Source organism: Paenibacillus sp. J31R30 (genome assembly GCF_059692115.1).
In genome coordinates this window covers 422,004-438,973 of the sequence record NZ_JCAUAV010000003.1, presented here as the reverse complement: position 1 = coordinate 438,973, position 16,970 = coordinate 422,004, and the positions used below count along the sequence as shown (strand labels likewise).

Annotated in this window: 21 protein-coding genes; 6 read left to right on the top strand and 15 right to left on the bottom strand. The window is 46.0% G+C overall.

Annotated elements, in window-relative coordinates; genetic code table 11:
* Nucleotides 1–268 precede the first annotated feature (268 nt).
* The 4 genes from cysT to AC58QO_RS13640 are packed head-to-tail and all read left to right on the top strand — an operon-like array spanning nucleotide 269 to nucleotide 4,126.
* Nucleotides 269–1,075: a sulfate ABC transporter permease subunit CysT gene (gene cysT, locus AC58QO_RS13655; protein ID WP_497266237.1), complete on the top strand. Its 807-nt coding sequence runs from the start codon at nucleotides 269–271 to the stop codon at nucleotides 1,073–1,075.
* Nucleotides 1,072–1,902, top strand: coding sequence for a sulfate ABC transporter permease subunit (locus AC58QO_RS13650; protein WP_497266235.1), 831 nt, complete (start codon nucleotides 1,072–1,074; stop codon nucleotides 1,900–1,902). The genes cysT and AC58QO_RS13650 overlap by 4 nt, the downstream gene beginning before the upstream one ends.
* The gene (locus tag AC58QO_RS13645) at nucleotides 1,892–2,977 is read left to right on the top strand and encodes an ABC transporter ATP-binding protein (protein WP_497266233.1); all 1,086 of its coding nucleotides are present in this window, start codon (nucleotides 1,892–1,894) and stop codon (nucleotides 2,975–2,977) included. Before AC58QO_RS13650 ends, AC58QO_RS13645 begins: the two co-directional genes overlap by 11 nt.
* Nucleotides 2,978–3,019: 42 nt before the next feature.
* Nucleotides 3,020–4,126, top strand: coding sequence for a sulfate ABC transporter substrate-binding protein (locus tag AC58QO_RS13640; protein WP_497266231.1), 1,107 nt, complete (start codon nucleotides 3,020–3,022; stop codon nucleotides 4,124–4,126).
* A 339-nt stretch (nucleotides 4,127–4,465) separates the two neighbouring features.
* Here the strand turns inward: AC58QO_RS13640 and AC58QO_RS13635 are convergent, their stop codons facing one another.
* The 12 genes from AC58QO_RS13635 to AC58QO_RS13580 form a co-directional block, all read right to left on the bottom strand.
* The gene (locus AC58QO_RS13635; protein ID WP_497266229.1) at nucleotides 4,466–5,251 is read right to left on the bottom strand and encodes a DUF817 domain-containing protein; all 786 of its coding nucleotides are present in this window, start codon (nucleotides 5,249–5,251) and stop codon (nucleotides 4,466–4,468) included.
* A complete protein-coding gene (locus AC58QO_RS13630; RefSeq protein WP_497266227.1) occupies nucleotides 5,248–6,078 on the bottom strand; it encodes a VanW family protein in 831 nt (276 codons plus the stop codon). Before AC58QO_RS13630 ends, AC58QO_RS13635 begins: the two co-directional genes overlap by 4 nt.
* Before the next feature lie 180 nt (nucleotides 6,079–6,258).
* Entirely contained in the window at nucleotides 6,259–6,732 is a 474-nt protein-coding gene (locus AC58QO_RS13625; protein ID WP_497266225.1) for an acyl-CoA thioesterase, read from the bottom strand.
* Nucleotides 6,733–6,791: 59 nt separating this feature from the next.
* Nucleotides 6,792–7,970, bottom strand: coding sequence for a formate-dependent phosphoribosylglycinamide formyltransferase (purT, locus tag AC58QO_RS13620; protein WP_497266224.1), 1,179 nt, complete (start codon nucleotides 7,968–7,970; stop codon nucleotides 6,792–6,794).
* Between the two features lie 327 nt (nucleotides 7,971–8,297).
* Nucleotides 8,298–10,202, bottom strand: coding sequence for a nitric oxide reductase activation protein NorD (locus tag AC58QO_RS13615; protein WP_497266222.1), 1,905 nt, complete (start codon nucleotides 10,200–10,202; stop codon nucleotides 8,298–8,300).
* Nucleotides 10,203–10,230: 28 nt separating this feature from the next.
* Nucleotides 10,231–11,121 (bottom strand): ATP-binding protein, encoded by an 891-nt coding sequence (locus tag AC58QO_RS13610; RefSeq protein WP_497267484.1) that lies wholly within the window; start codon nucleotides 11,119–11,121, stop codon nucleotides 10,231–10,233.
* A 73-nt stretch (nucleotides 11,122–11,194) separates the two neighbouring features.
* A complete protein-coding gene (locus tag AC58QO_RS13605; protein ID WP_497266220.1) occupies nucleotides 11,195–11,353 on the bottom strand; it encodes a hypothetical protein in 159 nt (52 codons plus the stop codon).
* A gap of 50 nt (nucleotides 11,354–11,403) precedes the next feature.
* On the bottom strand, nucleotides 11,404–12,081 hold the full coding sequence (locus AC58QO_RS13600) for a hypothetical protein (RefSeq protein ID WP_497266218.1): 678 nt from the start codon (nucleotides 12,079–12,081) through the stop codon (nucleotides 11,404–11,406).
* Between the two features lie 42 nt (nucleotides 12,082–12,123).
* Entirely contained in the window at nucleotides 12,124–12,279 is a 156-nt protein-coding gene (locus tag AC58QO_RS13595) for a hypothetical protein (RefSeq protein ID WP_497266216.1), read from the bottom strand.
* A 361-nt stretch (nucleotides 12,280–12,640) separates the two neighbouring features.
* Complete coding sequence (locus tag AC58QO_RS13590) at nucleotides 12,641–13,120, bottom strand: hypothetical protein (protein ID WP_497266214.1); 480 nt, start codon at nucleotides 13,118–13,120, stop codon at nucleotides 12,641–12,643.
* A gap of 47 nt (nucleotides 13,121–13,167) precedes the next feature.
* Nucleotides 13,168–13,803: a trimeric intracellular cation channel family protein gene (locus tag AC58QO_RS13585; protein ID WP_497266212.1), complete on the bottom strand. Its 636-nt coding sequence runs from the start codon at nucleotides 13,801–13,803 to the stop codon at nucleotides 13,168–13,170.
* Nucleotides 13,804–13,819: 16 nt separating this feature from the next.
* Nucleotides 13,820–14,896 carry a Gfo/Idh/MocA family protein gene (locus AC58QO_RS13580; protein WP_497266210.1) on the bottom strand — a complete coding sequence of 359 codons (1,077 nt, stop codon included), beginning with the start codon at nucleotides 14,894–14,896 and terminating at the stop codon, nucleotides 13,820–13,822.
* A 255-nt stretch (nucleotides 14,897–15,151) separates the two neighbouring features.
* On the opposite strand from AC58QO_RS13580, the gene AC58QO_RS13575 reads away from it, so the two are divergent.
* Nucleotides 15,152–15,373: a hypothetical protein gene (locus AC58QO_RS13575; protein WP_497254660.1), complete on the top strand. Its 222-nt coding sequence runs from the start codon at nucleotides 15,152–15,154 to the stop codon at nucleotides 15,371–15,373.
* Here AC58QO_RS13575 and kapB read toward each other — a convergent pair.
* The 3 genes from kapB to AC58QO_RS13560 are packed head-to-tail and all read right to left on the bottom strand — an operon-like array spanning nucleotide 15,370 to nucleotide 16,619.
* Nucleotides 15,370–15,756: a kinase-associated lipoprotein KapB gene (gene kapB, locus AC58QO_RS13570; RefSeq protein WP_497266208.1), complete on the bottom strand. Its 387-nt coding sequence runs from the start codon at nucleotides 15,754–15,756 to the stop codon at nucleotides 15,370–15,372. The genes AC58QO_RS13575 and kapB overlap by 4 nt on opposite strands.
* A gap of 14 nt (nucleotides 15,757–15,770) precedes the next feature.
* Nucleotides 15,771–16,094 carry a thioredoxin family protein gene (locus AC58QO_RS13565; RefSeq protein ID WP_497266206.1) on the bottom strand — a complete coding sequence of 108 codons (324 nt, stop codon included), beginning with the start codon at nucleotides 16,092–16,094 and terminating at the stop codon, nucleotides 15,771–15,773.
* Nucleotides 16,095–16,097: 3 nt separating this feature from the next.
* Complete coding sequence (locus AC58QO_RS13560) at nucleotides 16,098–16,619, bottom strand: hypothetical protein (RefSeq protein ID WP_497266204.1); 522 nt, start codon at nucleotides 16,617–16,619, stop codon at nucleotides 16,098–16,100.
* Nucleotides 16,620–16,692: 73 nt separating this feature from the next.
* Here AC58QO_RS13560 and AC58QO_RS13555 point away from each other — a divergent pair, with 73 nt between their 5' ends.
* Nucleotides 16,693–16,914: a hypothetical protein gene (locus tag AC58QO_RS13555; protein WP_497266202.1), complete on the top strand. Its 222-nt coding sequence runs from the start codon at nucleotides 16,693–16,695 to the stop codon at nucleotides 16,912–16,914.
* Nucleotides 16,915–16,970 lie beyond the last annotated feature (56 nt).

Below are 16,970 nucleotides of genomic sequence, written 5' to 3'. Positions count from 1 at the left end.
CCAGTTAACCGGTCGACCAATAATTCAACTCATTTAATCCACACTTGTTTACTTGGTATTAGATTTGAAACTCATGTTATCACCGTGATTAGTCAACGTCAACGGTTTTTTCCTAAATTTGTTTATCTACGATTATATGTAAAAAGAAAAACCTAACACCTCGCATAATTTCATGAAATACATATTGACAGAATAATCCTGTCGCTGTTATAGTCATTTTAATTAAACCAAGTAAGTTGGTATGCTTTATGAGAATAGGTGGTGTTCCATGCGTAACAAGGTTTTTAAAGCGACGGTTCGATCCGTGCTTATAGGCTACTTAATTGTGTTTCTTCTTATCCCCATAGCCTCCATTTACTTCAAAGGATTTTCGTTAGGCTGGGAGCCATTTTGGAAAGAAGTCACAGGACCTTTAGCATGGAAGTCAATTGTATTAACAGTCAAGTTAAGCATTATTGCAACGGTAATTCAAGCAGTGGTAGGAACGATCATCGCATACGTCCTCGTCAGATATCGGTTTCGTGGGCAGAGTATTCTTAACAGCATGGTAGATCTCCCATTCTCACTTCCCACCTCCGTTGCAGGCTTAATGTTTCTCACCCTACTAGGACCACAAAGTCCACTAGGATCGTTTCTTGACTCAGTTGGAATTAAGCTTCTGTATAATCAAACTGCGATTGTAATCGGTCTCGTCTTCGTCACCTTTCCATTCGTCGTTCGAACCGTTCAACCCCTTTTGGAGCAGATCGATCCCGCTGAAGAACAAGCAAGCTTTACGCTTGGGGCGAATAGGTTCTATACCTTCTACCGGATCGTGCTTCCAGCACTTTTACCTGGCACGATTGCAGGCAGTATGCTCGCTTTCTCCCGCTCACTCGCTGAGTTTGGTGCCATTTCCCTGATCTCGGGTAACTTACCTGGGAAAACGATGGTAGCCTCGGTCTATATATATGGTGAAACACAGAACTACAATCCAGAAGGTGCAGCAGCCATCTCACTTGTCCTCCTGACACTCTCCGTCCTGATATTATGGTTTATCCATCTATGGACACGAGGAAAGGGGCGGCTAGCATGAGAAGAATATTGATCGGCATTTCTTTTTTGGTAATAATCCTACTAATTATATTGCCTTTCTTGGGAATTACTTTTGGAGCGTTTGAAGAAGGGCCTCGCGCCTTTCTAGATGCGCTTGTGCGTCCAGAAGCCCTGCATGCAATGAAAATCTCGCTTATTATCGTCACCATCGTTACCGTGCTTAATGCCATTATCGGTATTTATATTTCTTTAGAAATTGTAAGAGGCTCTTGGATTTCACGTTGGTTAAAGCCAATAATTAACGCTTTGATTGATCTACCTTTTGCCGTATCACCGATCATCGTTGGCTTAATGGTTATCCTTATTTTCGGTCCAAATACGGCACTAGGCACGTTCCTTGAAGACCATAACATGAAAATTGTTTATGCGATTCCGGGGATGGTCATAGCGACCATGTTCATCACTTTCCCTCTTATGGTACGTGAAGTAGTTCCCTTACTAGAAGAGATCGGAACTCAATCCGAAGAAGCATCCGCAACCTTAGGTGCAGGACCCTTGCGTACATTCTTCCAGGTGACATGGCCGAGTATTCGTTGGGGCGTCGTGTATGGCTTGATTTTGACAATCGCTCGGTCGCTCGGTGAATTTGGTTCCATTCTAGTCGTGTCAGGCAACATCATTAATCAAACCCAAACTGCTACAACGCTTGTCTATCAAGACGCTGAACAATTCCAGCTCGTAGCTGCCAATAGCGTAGCCTTCGTATTAGGACTCATATCCGTCACGATTTTATTAGTGCTAGAGTGGTTGAAACGAAGAAGCGAAGCAACGAAAAACCATGGAGGAGGATCCCCACATGCACATTGAAGTAACCAACCTAAATAAACATTACGGTGAATTTCATGCGATCAAAGACGTCAATTTCAAAATACAAGAAGGGCATCTTGTCGGATTGATTGGACCCAGCGGTGGTGGCAAAACCTCCATTCTTAGGATGCTTTCAGGCCTCGAAACCCCGACTGGCGGCGACATTTATTTCGATGGCAAGCTGGCCACACACCTACCTGTTCAGGAAAGAGGTATTGGCTTCGTTTTTCAGAGCTATGCCCTTTTCAAGCATATGACGGTGTTTGACAACGTTGCTTACGGGTTGAAGGTGCTCAAGAAGTCGAAGGCAGAGATTCAGGATCGTGTTTCGTATCTACTGAACCTGATGGGTCTCGCTGGCCATGAGCGGAAATATCCGCATCAGCTATCTGGCGGACAACGCCAGCGGGTTGCCTTTGCCAGAGCACTAGCACCTGAGCCGCGGCTACTTCTACTCGACGAACCTTTTGCCGCGATCGATGCCAAAATTCGTAAAGAGCTGCGCGTCTGGCTGCGAAATCTCATCAGTGAATTCAAAGTAACGACCCTTTTCGTTACCCATGATCAGGATGAGGCGATCGAGGTTGCCGATGAAATCATTTTGGTGCAAGGCGGGAAAATCGAACAGCAAGGAAGCCCTTGGGAAATTTACACGAAGCCTGCCTCCTCTTTCGCAGCGTCCTTCATTGGTGAGTCCAACGTTCTTTCTTCTTACACGCCGCTTGTTGGATTCCCCACCCTTGTAGATCTTCAACAAGATGGCAAATGGCTTCCAGATGTGAATGTGCTCATACGACCTGAGAATATCGAAGTTCGTCCGCACAACGTCAGTCATTTGGCTACAGCCGGTGAAAAAGGCAAAGTAACCCATGTTCACTTCCGCGGGGATTCGTGGTATCTAGAAATGGATACGGGGCAATTCAAACTATTTGCTTATCAACCTGTGAAAGAGCGCATTTATCAAGTTGGCGATGAAGTCAACATCTTAATCCACCAGATCTCGCTATTTACCCAAGCCGGTACAACCTGGATTGATAATCAGGCGAAACAAGATCCACAGCCTGTCTTCATATGATTTTCCAAAATAAGCTTTAGAAAAGAAGGGGAGTTGTTAACCATGAAAAATTTTAAAACGCTTGGCCTCGTTACTGCAGCCTTATTCACAGCAAGTATTGCCCTTACAGCTTGCGGATCTGGCACGACGACGAAAACGGCTAGTACAAGTGCACCAACCGCGGCAGCAACAGCTGCTGCAACTACAACACCGAAAGCCGAAGGCGGTAAAGTTACGATTACCATCGGTGCTTACTCGATTTTGAAAGATTCCTTTGATGTCATTCTACCTAAATTTAAAGAAGACTATAAAAAGAAAACCGGTACAACGGTTGAATTCCAAGAATCCTATGTGGCTTCCGGATCGCAGGCTACTGCTATTATTCAAGGCTTCGAAGCGGATATCGCTCCTCTCTCTCTCGAAGGCGATATTCAAAAAATCGTGGAAAAAGGTCTAATCACACATGACTGGAAAAACACTCCACAAAAAGGTTTCGTAACAACTTCTATCGCCGCTATTGGTGTACGTGAAGGAAATCCAAAAGGTATTAAGGATTGGTCTGATCTGACGAAGCCAGGTGTTGAAGTGCTCATCCCGAACCCAAGCACATCTGGTGGCGCGAAATGGGATATCAATGCGATCTATGGTGCTGGTCTCAAAATTTCCGAAGCCGCTGGTAAACAAGATCCCGCCGCAGCCAAAGATCTCGTAGCTAAAATTTACAAAAACATTAAAGTCCTCGATAAGAGCGGCGCCGATTCCCTTACAACTTTTGATAAAGGTGTAGGCGATGCGATCATCACTTACGAGAACGAACTTGTTGCTCGTATTCAATCCGGTAAGAAATATGTTGAAGTAATTCCACAATACACGACTTCCATTGAGAATCCTGTTGCTATTATTGATAAATACGTAGATAAGCATGGTAATCGCGAAGCTGTTCAAGCGTTCTATAACTACCTTTTCTCTGCTGATGCTCAGAAAGTATTTGCTGACAAAGGCTTCCGCTCCGTACTTCCTGAAGTCGCTAAGCAATATGAAAAAAACTACACAACACCTCCAGGCCTATTCAATATCGAATATCTAGGTGGTTGGGATAAAGTGAACAAAGAGCTTTACGGTAAAGGTGCAATTTGGGAAAAGATCCTTGCCGAAGGCGGAGCTAAGTAAAGAACTGTGGACGAAGAAACCCCAGAGCCTGTAGGCTCTGGGGTTTTCGTAATGTGAGGCGAGGTAATCTCTCCTCTATTTTACAATATCGGCACTTATGTTCGGTTCACAGGTGGCAAAAATGCAAAAGAGCATCCATTTCAGGAGAATTCACTCAATCATTTTAAATAAATGCAAAAAGGCATCTTTTGCGGTCGAAAAGGTCTAAACAGAGCTGAACATACAGAAATTGATGCCTTTTAGCATCAATTTTAGCTGAAATCGTCTATTTGATAGAGAATAGTTGCACTTTTGCATTTCTCAGCAGATGGAGAGGTAGCTGGCGGTTGGCTTAGCCATTTATTTCCTCCCCTCGACCTGCTCCGGATATTTGATCCGCTTCAATTCCCCTACGATGATGATGGTGATGATCACCAACAGAAACCAGGAACTAATTTTACCCCAATGCACAATCCGCCAAGATATTTCTTGATCCGGATAGCGCCAAGCGCCAAGAAAGGTCGAAATATTTTCAGCCAGCCAAATAAAGAAGGCAACTAACATAAAGGAAAGTATCGTGTGCATTTGATAGGTCTTGTTCGTGACCGTGAACCGGATATGCGATTTGTAAAACAGAATCACAATCAGGGCAATGAGAATCCACCTAATATCAACCATAAAGTGATGGGTAAAAAAATTGGCATAAATACCTATCGACATCAGGACCGCAACAGAAGTTCTTGGCCAATGGATCAAATGCAAATTGAATCGTTTCCACGCCTGGCACACGTAACTTGAGACACTGGCATACATAAAGCCGCTATACAGCGGAACTCCAGCTATTTTCGTCAAGCCTTCCTCCGGATAGGACCACGAACCCATGTGCACTTTATACAACTCCAGCCCAAGTCCAATAATATGAAATACCGTGATAACCTTGAGCTCATCCACACTCTCTAGCTTCGTCAACACCAAAACAAGCTGCGCAAGAATACACACAAGTAAAATGAAATCATAGCGATGGATGAATGGCAGCGGTACTGCTTTGGACACAGCCAATGTCAAAAAGATAATAACAGGAAAAATGCAGCAAAGCGCTTGTTTCCACCCGAAAATGAGAAAATCCTTCACATGGTCTCTCTTCATTGGTTCTCCTGAGTTCCGTTAGATTTCATATACTTGACCTCTGCATGATTCACGTTAACCAGCTCTTCATCGACGATTGAGTCATCGTGTCTGTTTACCTTTTGACGCCAAATTTCGTTACCTCTGTACCACTTGTCAGCTCGTTGATAAAAGGAATGATTCTTCTCTTTCACCCTATAATCATAAGGCAATTCCGTATCGCAGCTGATCGAGCCTTCCAAATACTCTTCCGTGACCTCCAGATGAAATTGAAACTGATTCGCGGTTGGATTATAAAATTGCAAATCTACGTAGTTATAAAACACGCTCGTTCCCGTACCAAAGGGGATTACTCTGCGATCGTCCGGGAAAAGATCGAAACTGTGATGATGTCTTTCTTTGATCGCTAGCGGCGTATGTAATGCGAGCCAATATAGCATATTCGCTAACTGACACAAACCTCCTCCAGTACCTACACGAACTTCGCCATGCGATAGCATGAGACCCTCGATATAGCCCTTTTCTTTGCTTGTCACACCGATTAGCTTCCAAAAGGAAAACGTTTCACCAGGATGTATCACAATCCCATCCACATGCTTTAATGCGATTTTTAAATTCACAATCTTATTTTCTTGCAAAATAGGATCCGTATTTCCGAGTACCCGCCGCAGTATGGATTTGTGCTTCTTCACCGCATAAGGAAATTTTCGGGAATTTCTACTAATCGCATATTGAATTGCGGGGTTTAGATTGATGATACGTCTTTTTAACATGAGCTGCTTGACGCGTAGTCCATATAAGAAAGGAAATCGCTTGCCTATTCGTTGTTTAATATCCATAAGTTCCATTGCTTACATCCTTATCTGCGAAAATGAAATGGAGGCATGTATTCCTCACTTCATTTGACTGCCTACCTAGTGAAAAAGTTGTGGGATGGATAAAGTTTTCTCATGTGATGCCTTACCATGCCAAAGTAAAAAAGCAGCTCCCATAAGGGAACTGCTATCTATCGTATGCGAACCGTATGCTTATAGACGTGCTTCTTTGCGAAGCTTTCTCGCTGTAAAACGCGCTTCTGCTGTTTCGAACAGACGCTTCTCTTCTTCCGTCTCAGCAATGATGCCTGGAACAGGGCAGGGTTGTCCATTCTCATCCAAGGCTACAAATGTAAGGAACGAGGTGGCTGTGTGCTTCTTTTCGCCGGTTAATAGGTTCTCCGACTCAATTTTCACATAAACCTCCATCGAACTGCGATGCGTCCATGTCACAAAGCCTTCCAATTGAATCGCTTCACCAAGCTTGACCGGAGCGAAGAAATCCAAGCTGTCACTCGATGCAGTTACAACACTTTTGCGACAATGACGCATTGATGCAATGGTTGCAACCTTATCTATATATTGCATAACACGACCGCCAAACACCGTATTATGGTAGTTCGTGTCCGCCGGCAAAATAATTTCTGTCAACACAGTTCGAGACAGTCTTGCTGCTTTTGCTTCCATAGTGCATTGCCTCCGGATGATGACCTCAGACGTGGTACATGGTACTGCAGTCATACAGTTTAGTTGTAATTCAAAGTGAGCTTACTAGCCGCTTCTTTCGCTAGACTGCGCGCTTCTTCCACCGTTTCCCCAGAACTCAGGGCCACTGCCATGCGGCGGCCTACTTTGGTTTCTGGCTTGCCAAATACACGCACTTGCGTATTCGGAACGGATAACGCCTCATCAATACCGCTAATGGTGTATTCAACTTGCTCGCGATCTGCTTTCAGCGTGTAGCTCGCGCCAGGCGTTAACAAACGAACGCCTGTAATTGGGAAACCAAGGATCGCTCTTGCATGCAGCGCAAACTCACTAAGATCCTGAGTAGCCATTGTAACCATTCCCGTGTCATGCGGACGCGGTGAAACTTCGCTGAAATATACGCCATTTGCTGTTAAAAATAATTCAACACCATAGAGTCCATAGCCACCAAGCGCATCCGTGATTGTTTTGGCCATATGCTGTGCGTCGATAATTTGCTGCTCAGACATTTGGTGTGGCTGCCAGGATTCGATGTAGTCGCCGTCTTTTTGGATGTGACCGATTGGCTCACAATAGGTTGTACCTGATACCGAACGGACGGTCAACAACGTAATTTCCGAATCAAAACGGATGAATTCTTCGACGATAACACGAGCGTTCTTTGCACGTCCACCCTCCATTGCGATGTTCCACGATGCTTCTACACCCTCAGGTGTGCGGCAAACACTTTGCCCTTTACCAGAAGAACTCATGATTGGCTTGATCACACAAGGTGTACCGATCTTCGCCACAGCAGCGTGCAATTCTTCTAGACTGTTAGCAAATTCATATTGTGCTGTGCGCAAACCTAATGTTTCGGAAGCCAGTCGACGAATTCCTTCGCGATCCATTGTGAGACGTGATGCCGTCGCCGTTGGGATGACACGGTAACCCTCTTTCTCTAGCTCGACAAGAACAGATGTCGCGATTGCTTCAATTTCGGGCACGATGAGATCTGGGCGCTCTTGTTCGATAATCGCACGCAACTGCTCGCCATCCAGCATCGAAATAACGTGACTGCGATGGGCAACCTGCATAGCAGGTGCGTTCGCATAACGATCTACCGCAATCGTCTCAATGCCAAGACGCTGTGCTTCAATAATAACTTCTTTGCCAAGCTCTCCTGAGCCTAGCAGCATAATTTTCTTAGCTTTGTTTGATAATGGTGCTCCGTACATGAGATGATATGCCCCCTAATGGAATAATGAGTTCAATTGATATCAGTTATTGCGTATGTGTTGCATCCGATTCTTTTGTCGGAGTTTGGCGAAATTTACCTAGAATGACCCTGATCTATTGTACTGGATTTTGAGGGTAAAAGATAGATGAGAACTTCAAGTTGAGCTGCTGGAAGTTACACTAGGCGACACTTTGAATGTGGCTTAGTTCGGCTAGAATTTAGGGATAATGGATTTCTCCAGTTATTATCAGGTTTTAAGGAGAAAAACCGAAAAATCCCTTAAAATAACTGGAGTTAATGTAGTTTATAACTGGGAGTGAAAAGATCAAGTAAGAATCGATTTCAGCAAGAGCTTGCGTAGAATCGGCACGAGCTGTTCATGCAGCTCCTCGACGTTGGGTACAACAATGCTGCTTCGCCCATACATATTTCGCATCGCATTCCGCTGAGTTTCGTGTACAGTGCCGTTTGCAAGAAAAACACTGATCACCTCAATGCCCATGCGTCTTGCTTGCAAGACAGCTTCATGCGTATCTAGGATGCCGAGATCGTTGTAGTTGGCTGCCGAAGGCTCCCCATCCGAGAACACGAGGAGGATGCGCTGCCGCTCTGTGCGCCGCAGCAGCCGTTTCGTCATCTCGCGAATAGCGAAGCCATCGCGATTGTCCTGCTGCGGCTCCAGCTGCATCAGAGCCGCTCCGCTCGAGGCAGCGAGGCAGGAGCCGAAGTCCACCGCAACCTGAAACAGGTTCGGTGCCTCCTGCTCTGTCACGCGGTCTGCGTCTTCCCAGAAGCCCACGATTTCGTGGGGGATTCGCAGGTTTCGGAGCGTCTCGTGGAATAACACGAGACCGAGCTTGGTTTCGTCCATTTTGTCATACATGGACGCTGAGCAATCGACGAGCAGCGCGAACGCTGCGTCGAGCTGGGGGACCGGCGCGCGCTTCTTATAGAAGAGGCGCGGCAGCTCTTGCGTGACGGCTCGTGTAAGCCGCTTGTCGAGCCGCCCGAATAGGCGATCGCCGCGCGGGGCGATCCGCTTCTGCTCCAGCGTGCGCCGTATCGCACGCTGCAAGGGCTTCGCGAGCGGCGCTGCGCGCTCGCTCAGGCGCCTGAACCCGTCCTCCTGCGCAGCAGTAGGACGTTCAGGCAAGAGCCAGGTCGCCGTCGCATACGCGGCGACCTCGCCCTCCCCGTGCCCCGCGGCAGCGGGCACGGAAGCCCCTTGGCGCCGCTCAGCGGCGGCGCCGGTGCGCTGGGCGCGCTGCGAGCGCCCCTGGGTGATGGCGAGCGCCTGGTCGGCGGCATCGCCCTCACGGGGCGCAGAGCCCTGCGCGGCGGTGCGTGAGCCGCGCTCCAGCTCGAACCGCAGCAGCCCTGGGCTGCGGTCGCTGCTCTCACGATGCCAAGTCGGCAGCCGCTCTTGGCCGGGCAATTGACGCTCCCCCTCTTGCTCGGAGAGCACATCATCATTGGCGAGCCGCTTCGCTCGCTTCAGCTCGCCTTTGTAATCCGCAGGCAAGGGTTCCGCGATGCCGCTTCCTTGCTGCATCCAGAAATACGCAGCGACAGCATCGCGTTCCAGCCCACCTGCCAATACTTCACTCATTTGTTCACATAAACGCGCAACCTCAGCCGTATGCGTCGCTTCCTCCACCTGCTCAAGCACTTCATATAGCCCTACCAAACAACTAGATAACTCAGTCCCAAGCGCAGAAGTAAACGGCTCCCTCTGCCACGACCTTCCAGTAAACCAGCCATACACCAATAACAGCACAGCGTCCGCTAACTCACTTTTGCTTAAATGCGTTCTGAGCTTATGTTGAAAATAGCCACCTAAGATGCGATGCCGGTGTGCAAACACCGCTCCTGTTCCCGGACGTTGGCTACGACAAATCCGCTCTAAACGCATATCTTCACAAAGCGCGAATAAGCTATTCGCCAGCTTAGGGAACTTCGTATTCGAACTGTATTGAAGATATGCGTTCACAGCTTCGCTGCCTGTAAACCATGCACTGCCAAGACAACGCAGATAAACATCGCTTTTCATTCCAGCGGTTTTATCGGCCAACGGATAATCCCACCAAAACTGACTCACTGTCATGTGAGAGGCGGCTTCATCATAATGCGCGTGAAACGCAGCTTCTACTTCAAGCTTGCCTCGCTTCGTAAATAAACGAGCCAAATCTACCAGCTGCATGTGCAGCATCGCATCGATTTTATCATCCAATCGGCTAAGGCTTCCTACAAACATTGCTTTACAGTAACGTTTCAGCCGTATTTATGACAGCTGCACGTTCCCTTTCATCCTCTAGCTTATCGGCAATTGCACGCGTAACTGCACGCATTGGGGGTATATAAGCCGCCAAATCACAAGCATCTAGCAGTGCTCTAATAGATCCCGCTTCATCAGGCAGCTGCCCCATCTCAATGAGGGAAAGCAAATCAGCGGAGAGCTGGACAAACGTGCGCATCAACTTCTCATCACGCAAGACGGATCGACTTTTTAGCAACTGAAACAATAACTCGCCCTGCAAATACGGCACATCTATCGTGATAAACCGATTTTTGAGGGCCTCATTTAATGGTACCGTACCTATATACCCTTCATTAATCGCTGCTACAACTCTAAAATTCGGATGCGCCGTAATGACCTCTCCCGTAAAAGGGTTTGTTATTGATCTGCGGTGATCGAGAACGCCATTTATTAGCGGGAGTGTTTCTGGCTTAGCCATGTTGATTTCGTCAATATAGAGCAAATGCCCTTTGGTCATAGCTTTCATTATGGGACCAGGGATGAATACAATCTGACTACGTCCCTGCTCGTCATGGGATAATGTTTTAAAGCCAAGTAAGGCCTCCGCATCCAAGTCCGTGGAACAATTGACACTATGCATGGGTTGGTTAAAAACGGCCGAAACATGCTCAGCCAGCTTCGTCTTGCCAGAGCCTGTTGGCCCCTTCAGCAGCACATTTTTGCCTAAAAAAAGTGAAAGGATCGCATCCGTGAGAAGCTCCTCGGCGGGTGCTTCATACGCAGCGACACCAATCAAGTTGCGGTCTTCAGCTGTATGTACTTTCTGTCTATGCTCGTCCAAACTTTTACGAACTTCTATGGGTAGAGCCTCTATTTGGAATACATTCGTCATCATCGCGTTGTTGATCCTTCCTGATTGCATTATTCTCTAACTATTATCAGGAATGCGCGAATTGTCAAGCTTCTCACGTTAACCAAGGCTCCTCAATGACCGAGTGAGCGTAGAAAGCCATGACTTCTCCACAGGAAGGGCAGCTCGGTTTAGTTGGAAATTCGTTGTAAAGCTGCGCCAAGCTATAGGCGGTTTCATAATTAATGGCAACCATCACATCTTCTTTGTACACATACTCACATACTCTTGAGCTGCAGTAGGCGCGAACCTTGTACTTATTACTCATTTGCGGCTATTAAACGTATATTGCACCATGGTATTAAACTCATGCAAATACGTATCCATGCGTTTATTTTTACGCTGCTGCATGTCATAATACATCATTCGATTCACGAAGAGTGTATTAGCCGAAATATAAATATGCGAATCCGGATAAATGCGCGTAAGCACATTTCGAATGGTGTTAATATTCTGTGCAGGTATTGGTTTAGCAGTCACCCAATCCATCTGAGCACCAGCGCCCGAACCGAACAAGCCCGCTTCCGTCGCTGGATCATTGTATTTGCTCAGCTGCTTTGCGCGATCATTCGTCCCCTTCTCTTGGAGCTCTCCCATATTTACAGCAACATAGATATTTGTATCCGTCAATGCTACGGATGCCCCGCCGAGATGTGCCTCCTGCATCAACTGATCTGCCACTTCACGGTTCATAGATAGATACGTATTCCGATGTAGAAGCTCATCATCAACTTGCATTTGTTCATTCTTTGATTGTTCGAACTGAGTCACATTGCCAGCTTCTTGCATAACATTTTTCAAAGTAGTGCTATTCGAATCGGATAACCCAACACTTTGAATGGAAATTGATGCTTTTTCTAATTGGTTCGTATGTGTGGCTGAACATCCTGTCAAGCCGACGAATGCAGCCGTCATGATGACTGACATTTTCACAGCTTTCATCGTCATTCCCCCTATATATCTCTGTATGTATGACTTACTTATTTACTTGCTTTCGAGGCCATCTGCTTCCTTTGTATACGCAATTAGCGCAATTTCGTACCCTAATTCCTCTTTCATGCGGGTTTCCAGATTGCGAAGATCTTTCATTAACTCCTCATGTATCCCTAAATTCGCAAAATGATACGATGCCATTTCCATATAAACGTGTCCCCCTTTCTGATCACCATTTGACACTAGTGTTAATATGGTCCAATTCCCTTATTTTTACTAAATTAAAAGATAAAGATTTAGAAATACGCCTTACGAAGTCCTAGTATTTCTTTCTCTTTAACGCGTCTTATCTGACTAATTCCAATCCCTCAGTCGCTTCTGGAGATGAATTAGTCGGTTTCGTCGACTAACTCCAGTATTAAGCAAAGGTAAGCCTCGCTTACACCAAACCCCAAATTAATAACTACGCCGTCCTACGAGGACGAAAGCATTAATAGGAAAATAAAAAACTCCACAAAAGCTGCACAATCGCAGTTTCTGTGGAGTGGGTGTCGTTCTTCCATACGTGCTATTCGTTTTTCTTCCGTGTCTCATCTATTTCTTCTAAAAGCTTACGCACTGTTTCAGGATCAACGTTACCTTGAGCATGAAAATCTCTAAGCTTTTGCATCAGATCGGCTGCAATCGCCTCATCCTCATTCTGCTCAGCTTCATGAGAAGGGTCAAACCAGATGTAGAAACCTTCTGGACCGTTTCGTAAAAATGCAGACTTCCAATGCTCCGGATAGGCATATCCTTGCTCACCAAAAATCATGCCGAGCACATCATCATTCTCAATTGGCATTAAATAGTGAAAGGATTCTGGCTCTCCGGTATTCGAGAAATCACGATGCATATAGGCATAGTGCAGATAATGCTCGCCTGTTTCTGAATCCTTAGATACCTCGTACAGATCTAACTCCGTTTGCAGAAGTTCCTTGACGGAAATAATACGTGCAGCAATCGTTTCTGCTGAAATTTTCTGTTGCTGTGTTAAAGATGCTTCCAAATGACTCTCCTCCTTTCTCCAAGCCGAAATCTTGCATCCTGTATGGGTTAGGAATCTGATCTTCTTGTGGATTCTACCATAGAATCACGCAAGGATCGTTTCGGCAGTTTCCATTTGTAATTGACTGAGAACATTCTGAGGATAATGATTAAGCAAAATAAGATCGCTAACTGCCACGTACCCTGTGACCAGCCAAGTCCGACCAGTGCTCCTGCCAGCATACCCCAAACGGCATAGATTTCATCCTTGAGCACCAGCGGCTTCCGACCCGCCAGCACATCGCGGACCATCCCCCCGCCAATACCTGTGAGTACAGCCGCGACAATGATCGCGCTTAACGGATGGCCCATATTCGTTGCATATAACGCCCCTTGGATAGCGAATGCTGCTAGGCCTATCGCATCAAAGAAGGCTTCCCACGTTTTCCATAATCGAATATATTTTACTGGCATAAAGAACACAACCGTCATGGCAAACAACGCGATCTGAAAATACATCCCTTGCTCCCATAGCAGCACAACCGGTTTCCCGATGAGCATGTTGCGGATGATCCCACCGCCAAACGCCGTAACAAGACCAAGTACATAGACACCTAGAATATCATATTCCTCTTCCATCGCCACGATCGCACCACTTACAGCGAAGGCGATCGTTCCGATGATACTAAATAACTCCCAATTCACTTCTTGCAGCCCCTGTCTACTCGATGTCCCAGTTCAATTTCACTTCATCGCCTGTTTGCGACGAACGGTAAATCGCATCTAGGATCAAATTATTCGTGTAGCCCGTCATGACTGAAGTAATTGGCTGAGAGCCGCTTGCGATACTGGATAAGAAATGCTGTACCATGCGTGCGCGTGGATCGTCATTCGCAGCTGGAGCGGAAAGCTCCGTTTCTACAATTCGATCGAATTTCTCTGCAAAAAGTTTTCCTTTCGCGCCTTTCACATAAGCGCCGCCTTCCGTTCCAAGCAGCTGAACAACTGGCAAATTATCTGTCTCCAATAAACCAGCCCAGCTGACATCCAAGGAAAGTGTTGCCCCATTTTCAAACTTGATCAACGCCGTTGCTAAATCCTCTACATCAAATTTACCTTGCCAATTCGGTGCTCCCCAAGTGCCAATACCTTGTTTCCGCGGCCCAAACTCCGCGTAAGTGGATCCATATACCGAAACAGGCTTTGGATTCCCCATCAAATACAGAGTCAAATCTAACATATGTACACCAAGATCGATTAGCGGTCCGCCGCCTGATTTTTCCATTTGCGTAAACCATGTTCCCCAGCCTGGAATGCCTTTACGTCGCAAATAGCTAGCTTTTGCATGATAAATATGACCAAGTGCACCTTTCTCCACCTGTTCCTTCACGGCAATCGACGCTGCTTCCCAACGCATTTGGTGCGGAATCATGAGAATCTTACCTGCTTTGCGCTCTGCTTCAACAATTTGACGAGCGGAAGCTAGGTCAATTGCCATCGGCTTTTCAAGCATCACATGCTTGCCTGCTTCCAAGGCTTGTACGGCAATCGGGGCATGCCACTCATTCGAAACCGCGATGACGACTGCATCAATGGAAGGATCAGCTAACAATTTATCTGAATTTGCATATACCTGCTCAATGTTATGTTCTTTCGCTCTTGTTTCGGCAAGCGGCAAGTATACATCCGTCACACCTGCGAGCTGTGCGCCTGGTATGGTTTTGAAAGTCTCCATATGTACATTTCCAATGTTACCGGCGCCAATAATTCCTATGCGAGTTGGTTTTGCTGCTGTCATTTCTTTGACCCTCCAGAACCTGTTAGAATACAATCTTATCTATTATAAATGGGGTTAACTCTCCCCGCAACCACGAATCTGCCCCTCGAAAATTTATCTTAGCGGAACTAGCCCTGTAGCGCTATTATTCACATATAATAAAATGCTAAAACTTTTTTAATAGTTGGACTCGAACATATTTAACATTTGAAATGTATCCTAAATAGTGTAAAGAAGTGAAAAAGCAGTAGTATCTGTGTAAAGGAGGGCTTGAATATGCAAGCAAACACAATCCGCTTTAAGAATAAATCGATCCCTGTGATGAATTTTACTCATAAACGTTCCCAGATGGAGTTACTTTCGAGTAAATTGAAGGAATACGAGTTGCATTTTGAATTCCGCAGAAAATTAAAAATGATCTCGATGATCGAGATCATTGGTGATGTGGCAATCTTCAAATACAATGATGGCACCAAGTTGTACTTAGAAGTTTCCTAATTGGACGGTGGAAAATATTCTTTATTCAGCTGATCAAGCTCCTGCAGAGAGCGTCGGGCCCATGCTTCCATGTCCGACAGTTTATCGATTTGAGCCAATAGCGCTCTCTTCAGAGACACTTGGTAATCTGGCACCTCACCCGCATAAGGACGAATCGTTGCAATCGGCATTAACGCAATCTCTTGATGGGATAATGCCCTTCTTTGATGAAAAAAAGCTACGCTTGGATCCATCGGATTATGTAAATCTCCTTGTGTTGGGTGCTCCTTCACCGCAAGAATGCGAACAGCCGCCTTCATGCTAGATGTTAATTCAACAACCTCACCGAAATAAACCCCTGTTTTGTACTCAGCGATCACGTGGTCTCCGATTTGAAAATTCATACTGTCCACAGCTCCTATTCTTGTCCTACTAATGGTATTAGTTTACGATACAGTTCATCCACGGATTGCATCCGATATATCATTTGTTTCTCTTTCCCTGGTTCAATTATGACAACACAAGGGACGCTGGCGATCTGCCATTCTTGGCTGACTTGCGGCAGAAAATTAATATTGCATTTCACAAGCGGAAGACTAGGCTTCATCGTCAGAATGATATCCAGCATCCGTTCGGTTACCTTGCAAGTGCCACAGAGTGGTGTGTACATGAAGACAGCGAAGGCTCCTTCGTTAGGTTGACCAACCTTGTCTAGCAGCTCTTGTTGAGATAATTCCCGCATGATTCACAATGCCCCTCTTTCATCCAGCCAGGTCAAGCTTTCGAAGGCATAGTCGATCAGATCCGTAAAGTCATCGAGGTGGCTCTCATCAATTTTACGACCAAAGGATAATGTAATCAGATTGCGATACTCCTCTGGTTGTTCCCCATATAGATATGAAATTTGCTGGGTAATTCGCGGACGCAGCTCCCAAATCGCGTTCAATTGTGCTCCGATCATTGGACAATCTAATTCAGGATCGCTCACATGCGTATGAAGCTTTATTAGCAGTGTGCAGCCGGGCTTAGCTGTTGGATTTTCAAGTATCTCAGCAGCCAAATCACTCAAGTGTACATGTAAATAAATTTCTGCTTTATTAGGCAGCCCCACTTGTCTAGCGAATTCAATTGCAAATGTGCGAGACATCGACGACAAATCAATCAAATCTTCTCTTCGTGTTATGATGATTTTACCTTCCAAATCTAAATCGTAGACGGCTCCTTCGAGCACAACTTTGATATTGTCATAGATCGTCGGATCAAACATCCCCACACACCTTCTTTCATCTTTTCTTTGATTCGATTATACTATGGATATACCACGTAAAGAAGGTGTTCTTATGTCAGACAAGCCTCAAGCTCAGCAGGCCGACCAGGTCGAGCCACAAGGTGTCAAAAAAGTAAGCTTAGCCGACGCCATTAAAGCAAAGCTAGCTCAGAAACAAGCGGATCAAGCCGCAGCACGTGCCAATCCCAAAGCAGCTGGTAATAGCAATCAAACAGCGAAAAGCCAAATGACCAAAAAAGTAAATAATCAACGCCGTCGCACTGGCGGCAGCTAAACAACACTTTGTGTAGGTAAAAGCGCCCTGAGAGAAATCTTCAGGGCGCTTTTTCT

Excerpts from the sequence above, each read along its gene's own strand:
- AC58QO_RS13625 (WP_497266225.1), bottom strand. The coding sequence starts at position 6,732 with ATGGAAGCAAAAGCAGCAAGACTGTCTCGAACTGTGTTGACAGAAATT.
- AC58QO_RS13600 (WP_497266218.1), bottom strand. The coding sequence starts at position 12,081 with ATGAAAGCTGTGAAAATGTCAGTCATCATGACGGCTGCATTCGTCGGC.
- AC58QO_RS13640 (WP_497266231.1), top strand. The coding sequence starts at position 3,020 with ATGAAAAATTTTAAAACGCTTGGCCTCGTTACTGCAGCCTTATTCACA.
- AC58QO_RS13595 (WP_497266216.1), bottom strand. The coding sequence starts at position 12,279 with ATGGAAATGGCATCGTATCATTTTGCGAATTTAGGGATACATGAGGAG.
- AC58QO_RS13650 (WP_497266235.1), top strand. The coding sequence starts at position 1,072 with ATGAGAAGAATATTGATCGGCATTTCTTTTTTGGTAATAATCCTACTA.
- AC58QO_RS13630 (WP_497266227.1), bottom strand. The coding sequence starts at position 6,078 with ATGGAACTTATGGATATTAAACAACGAATAGGCAAGCGATTTCCTTTC.
- AC58QO_RS13580 (WP_497266210.1), bottom strand. The coding sequence starts at position 14,896 with ATGACAGCAGCAAAACCAACTCGCATAGGAATTATTGGCGCCGGTAAC.
- cysT (WP_497266237.1), top strand. The coding sequence starts at position 269 with ATGCGTAACAAGGTTTTTAAAGCGACGGTTCGATCCGTGCTTATAGGC.
- AC58QO_RS13565 (WP_497266206.1), bottom strand. The coding sequence starts at position 16,094 with ATGCGGGAATTATCTCAACAAGAGCTGCTAGACAAGGTTGGTCAACCT.
- AC58QO_RS13645 (WP_497266233.1), top strand. The coding sequence starts at position 1,892 with ATGCACATTGAAGTAACCAACCTAAATAAACATTACGGTGAATTTCAT.
- AC58QO_RS13635 (WP_497266229.1), bottom strand. The coding sequence starts at position 5,251 with ATGAAGAGAGACCATGTGAAGGATTTTCTCATTTTCGGGTGGAAACAA.
- AC58QO_RS13575 (WP_497254660.1), top strand. The coding sequence starts at position 15,152 with ATGCAAGCAAACACAATCCGCTTTAAGAATAAATCGATCCCTGTGATG.
- AC58QO_RS13560 (WP_497266204.1), bottom strand. The coding sequence starts at position 16,619 with ATGTTTGATCCGACGATCTATGACAATATCAAAGTTGTGCTCGAAGGA.
- AC58QO_RS13610 (WP_497267484.1), bottom strand. The coding sequence starts at position 11,121 with ATGACGAATGTATTCCAAATAGAGGCTCTACCCATAGAAGTTCGTAAA.
- kapB (WP_497266208.1), bottom strand. The coding sequence starts at position 15,756 with ATGAATTTTCAAATCGGAGACCACGTGATCGCTGAGTACAAAACAGGG.
- purT (WP_497266224.1), bottom strand. The coding sequence starts at position 7,970 with ATGTACGGAGCACCATTATCAAACAAAGCTAAGAAAATTATGCTGCTA.
- AC58QO_RS13555 (WP_497266202.1), top strand. The coding sequence starts at position 16,693 with ATGTCAGACAAGCCTCAAGCTCAGCAGGCCGACCAGGTCGAGCCACAA.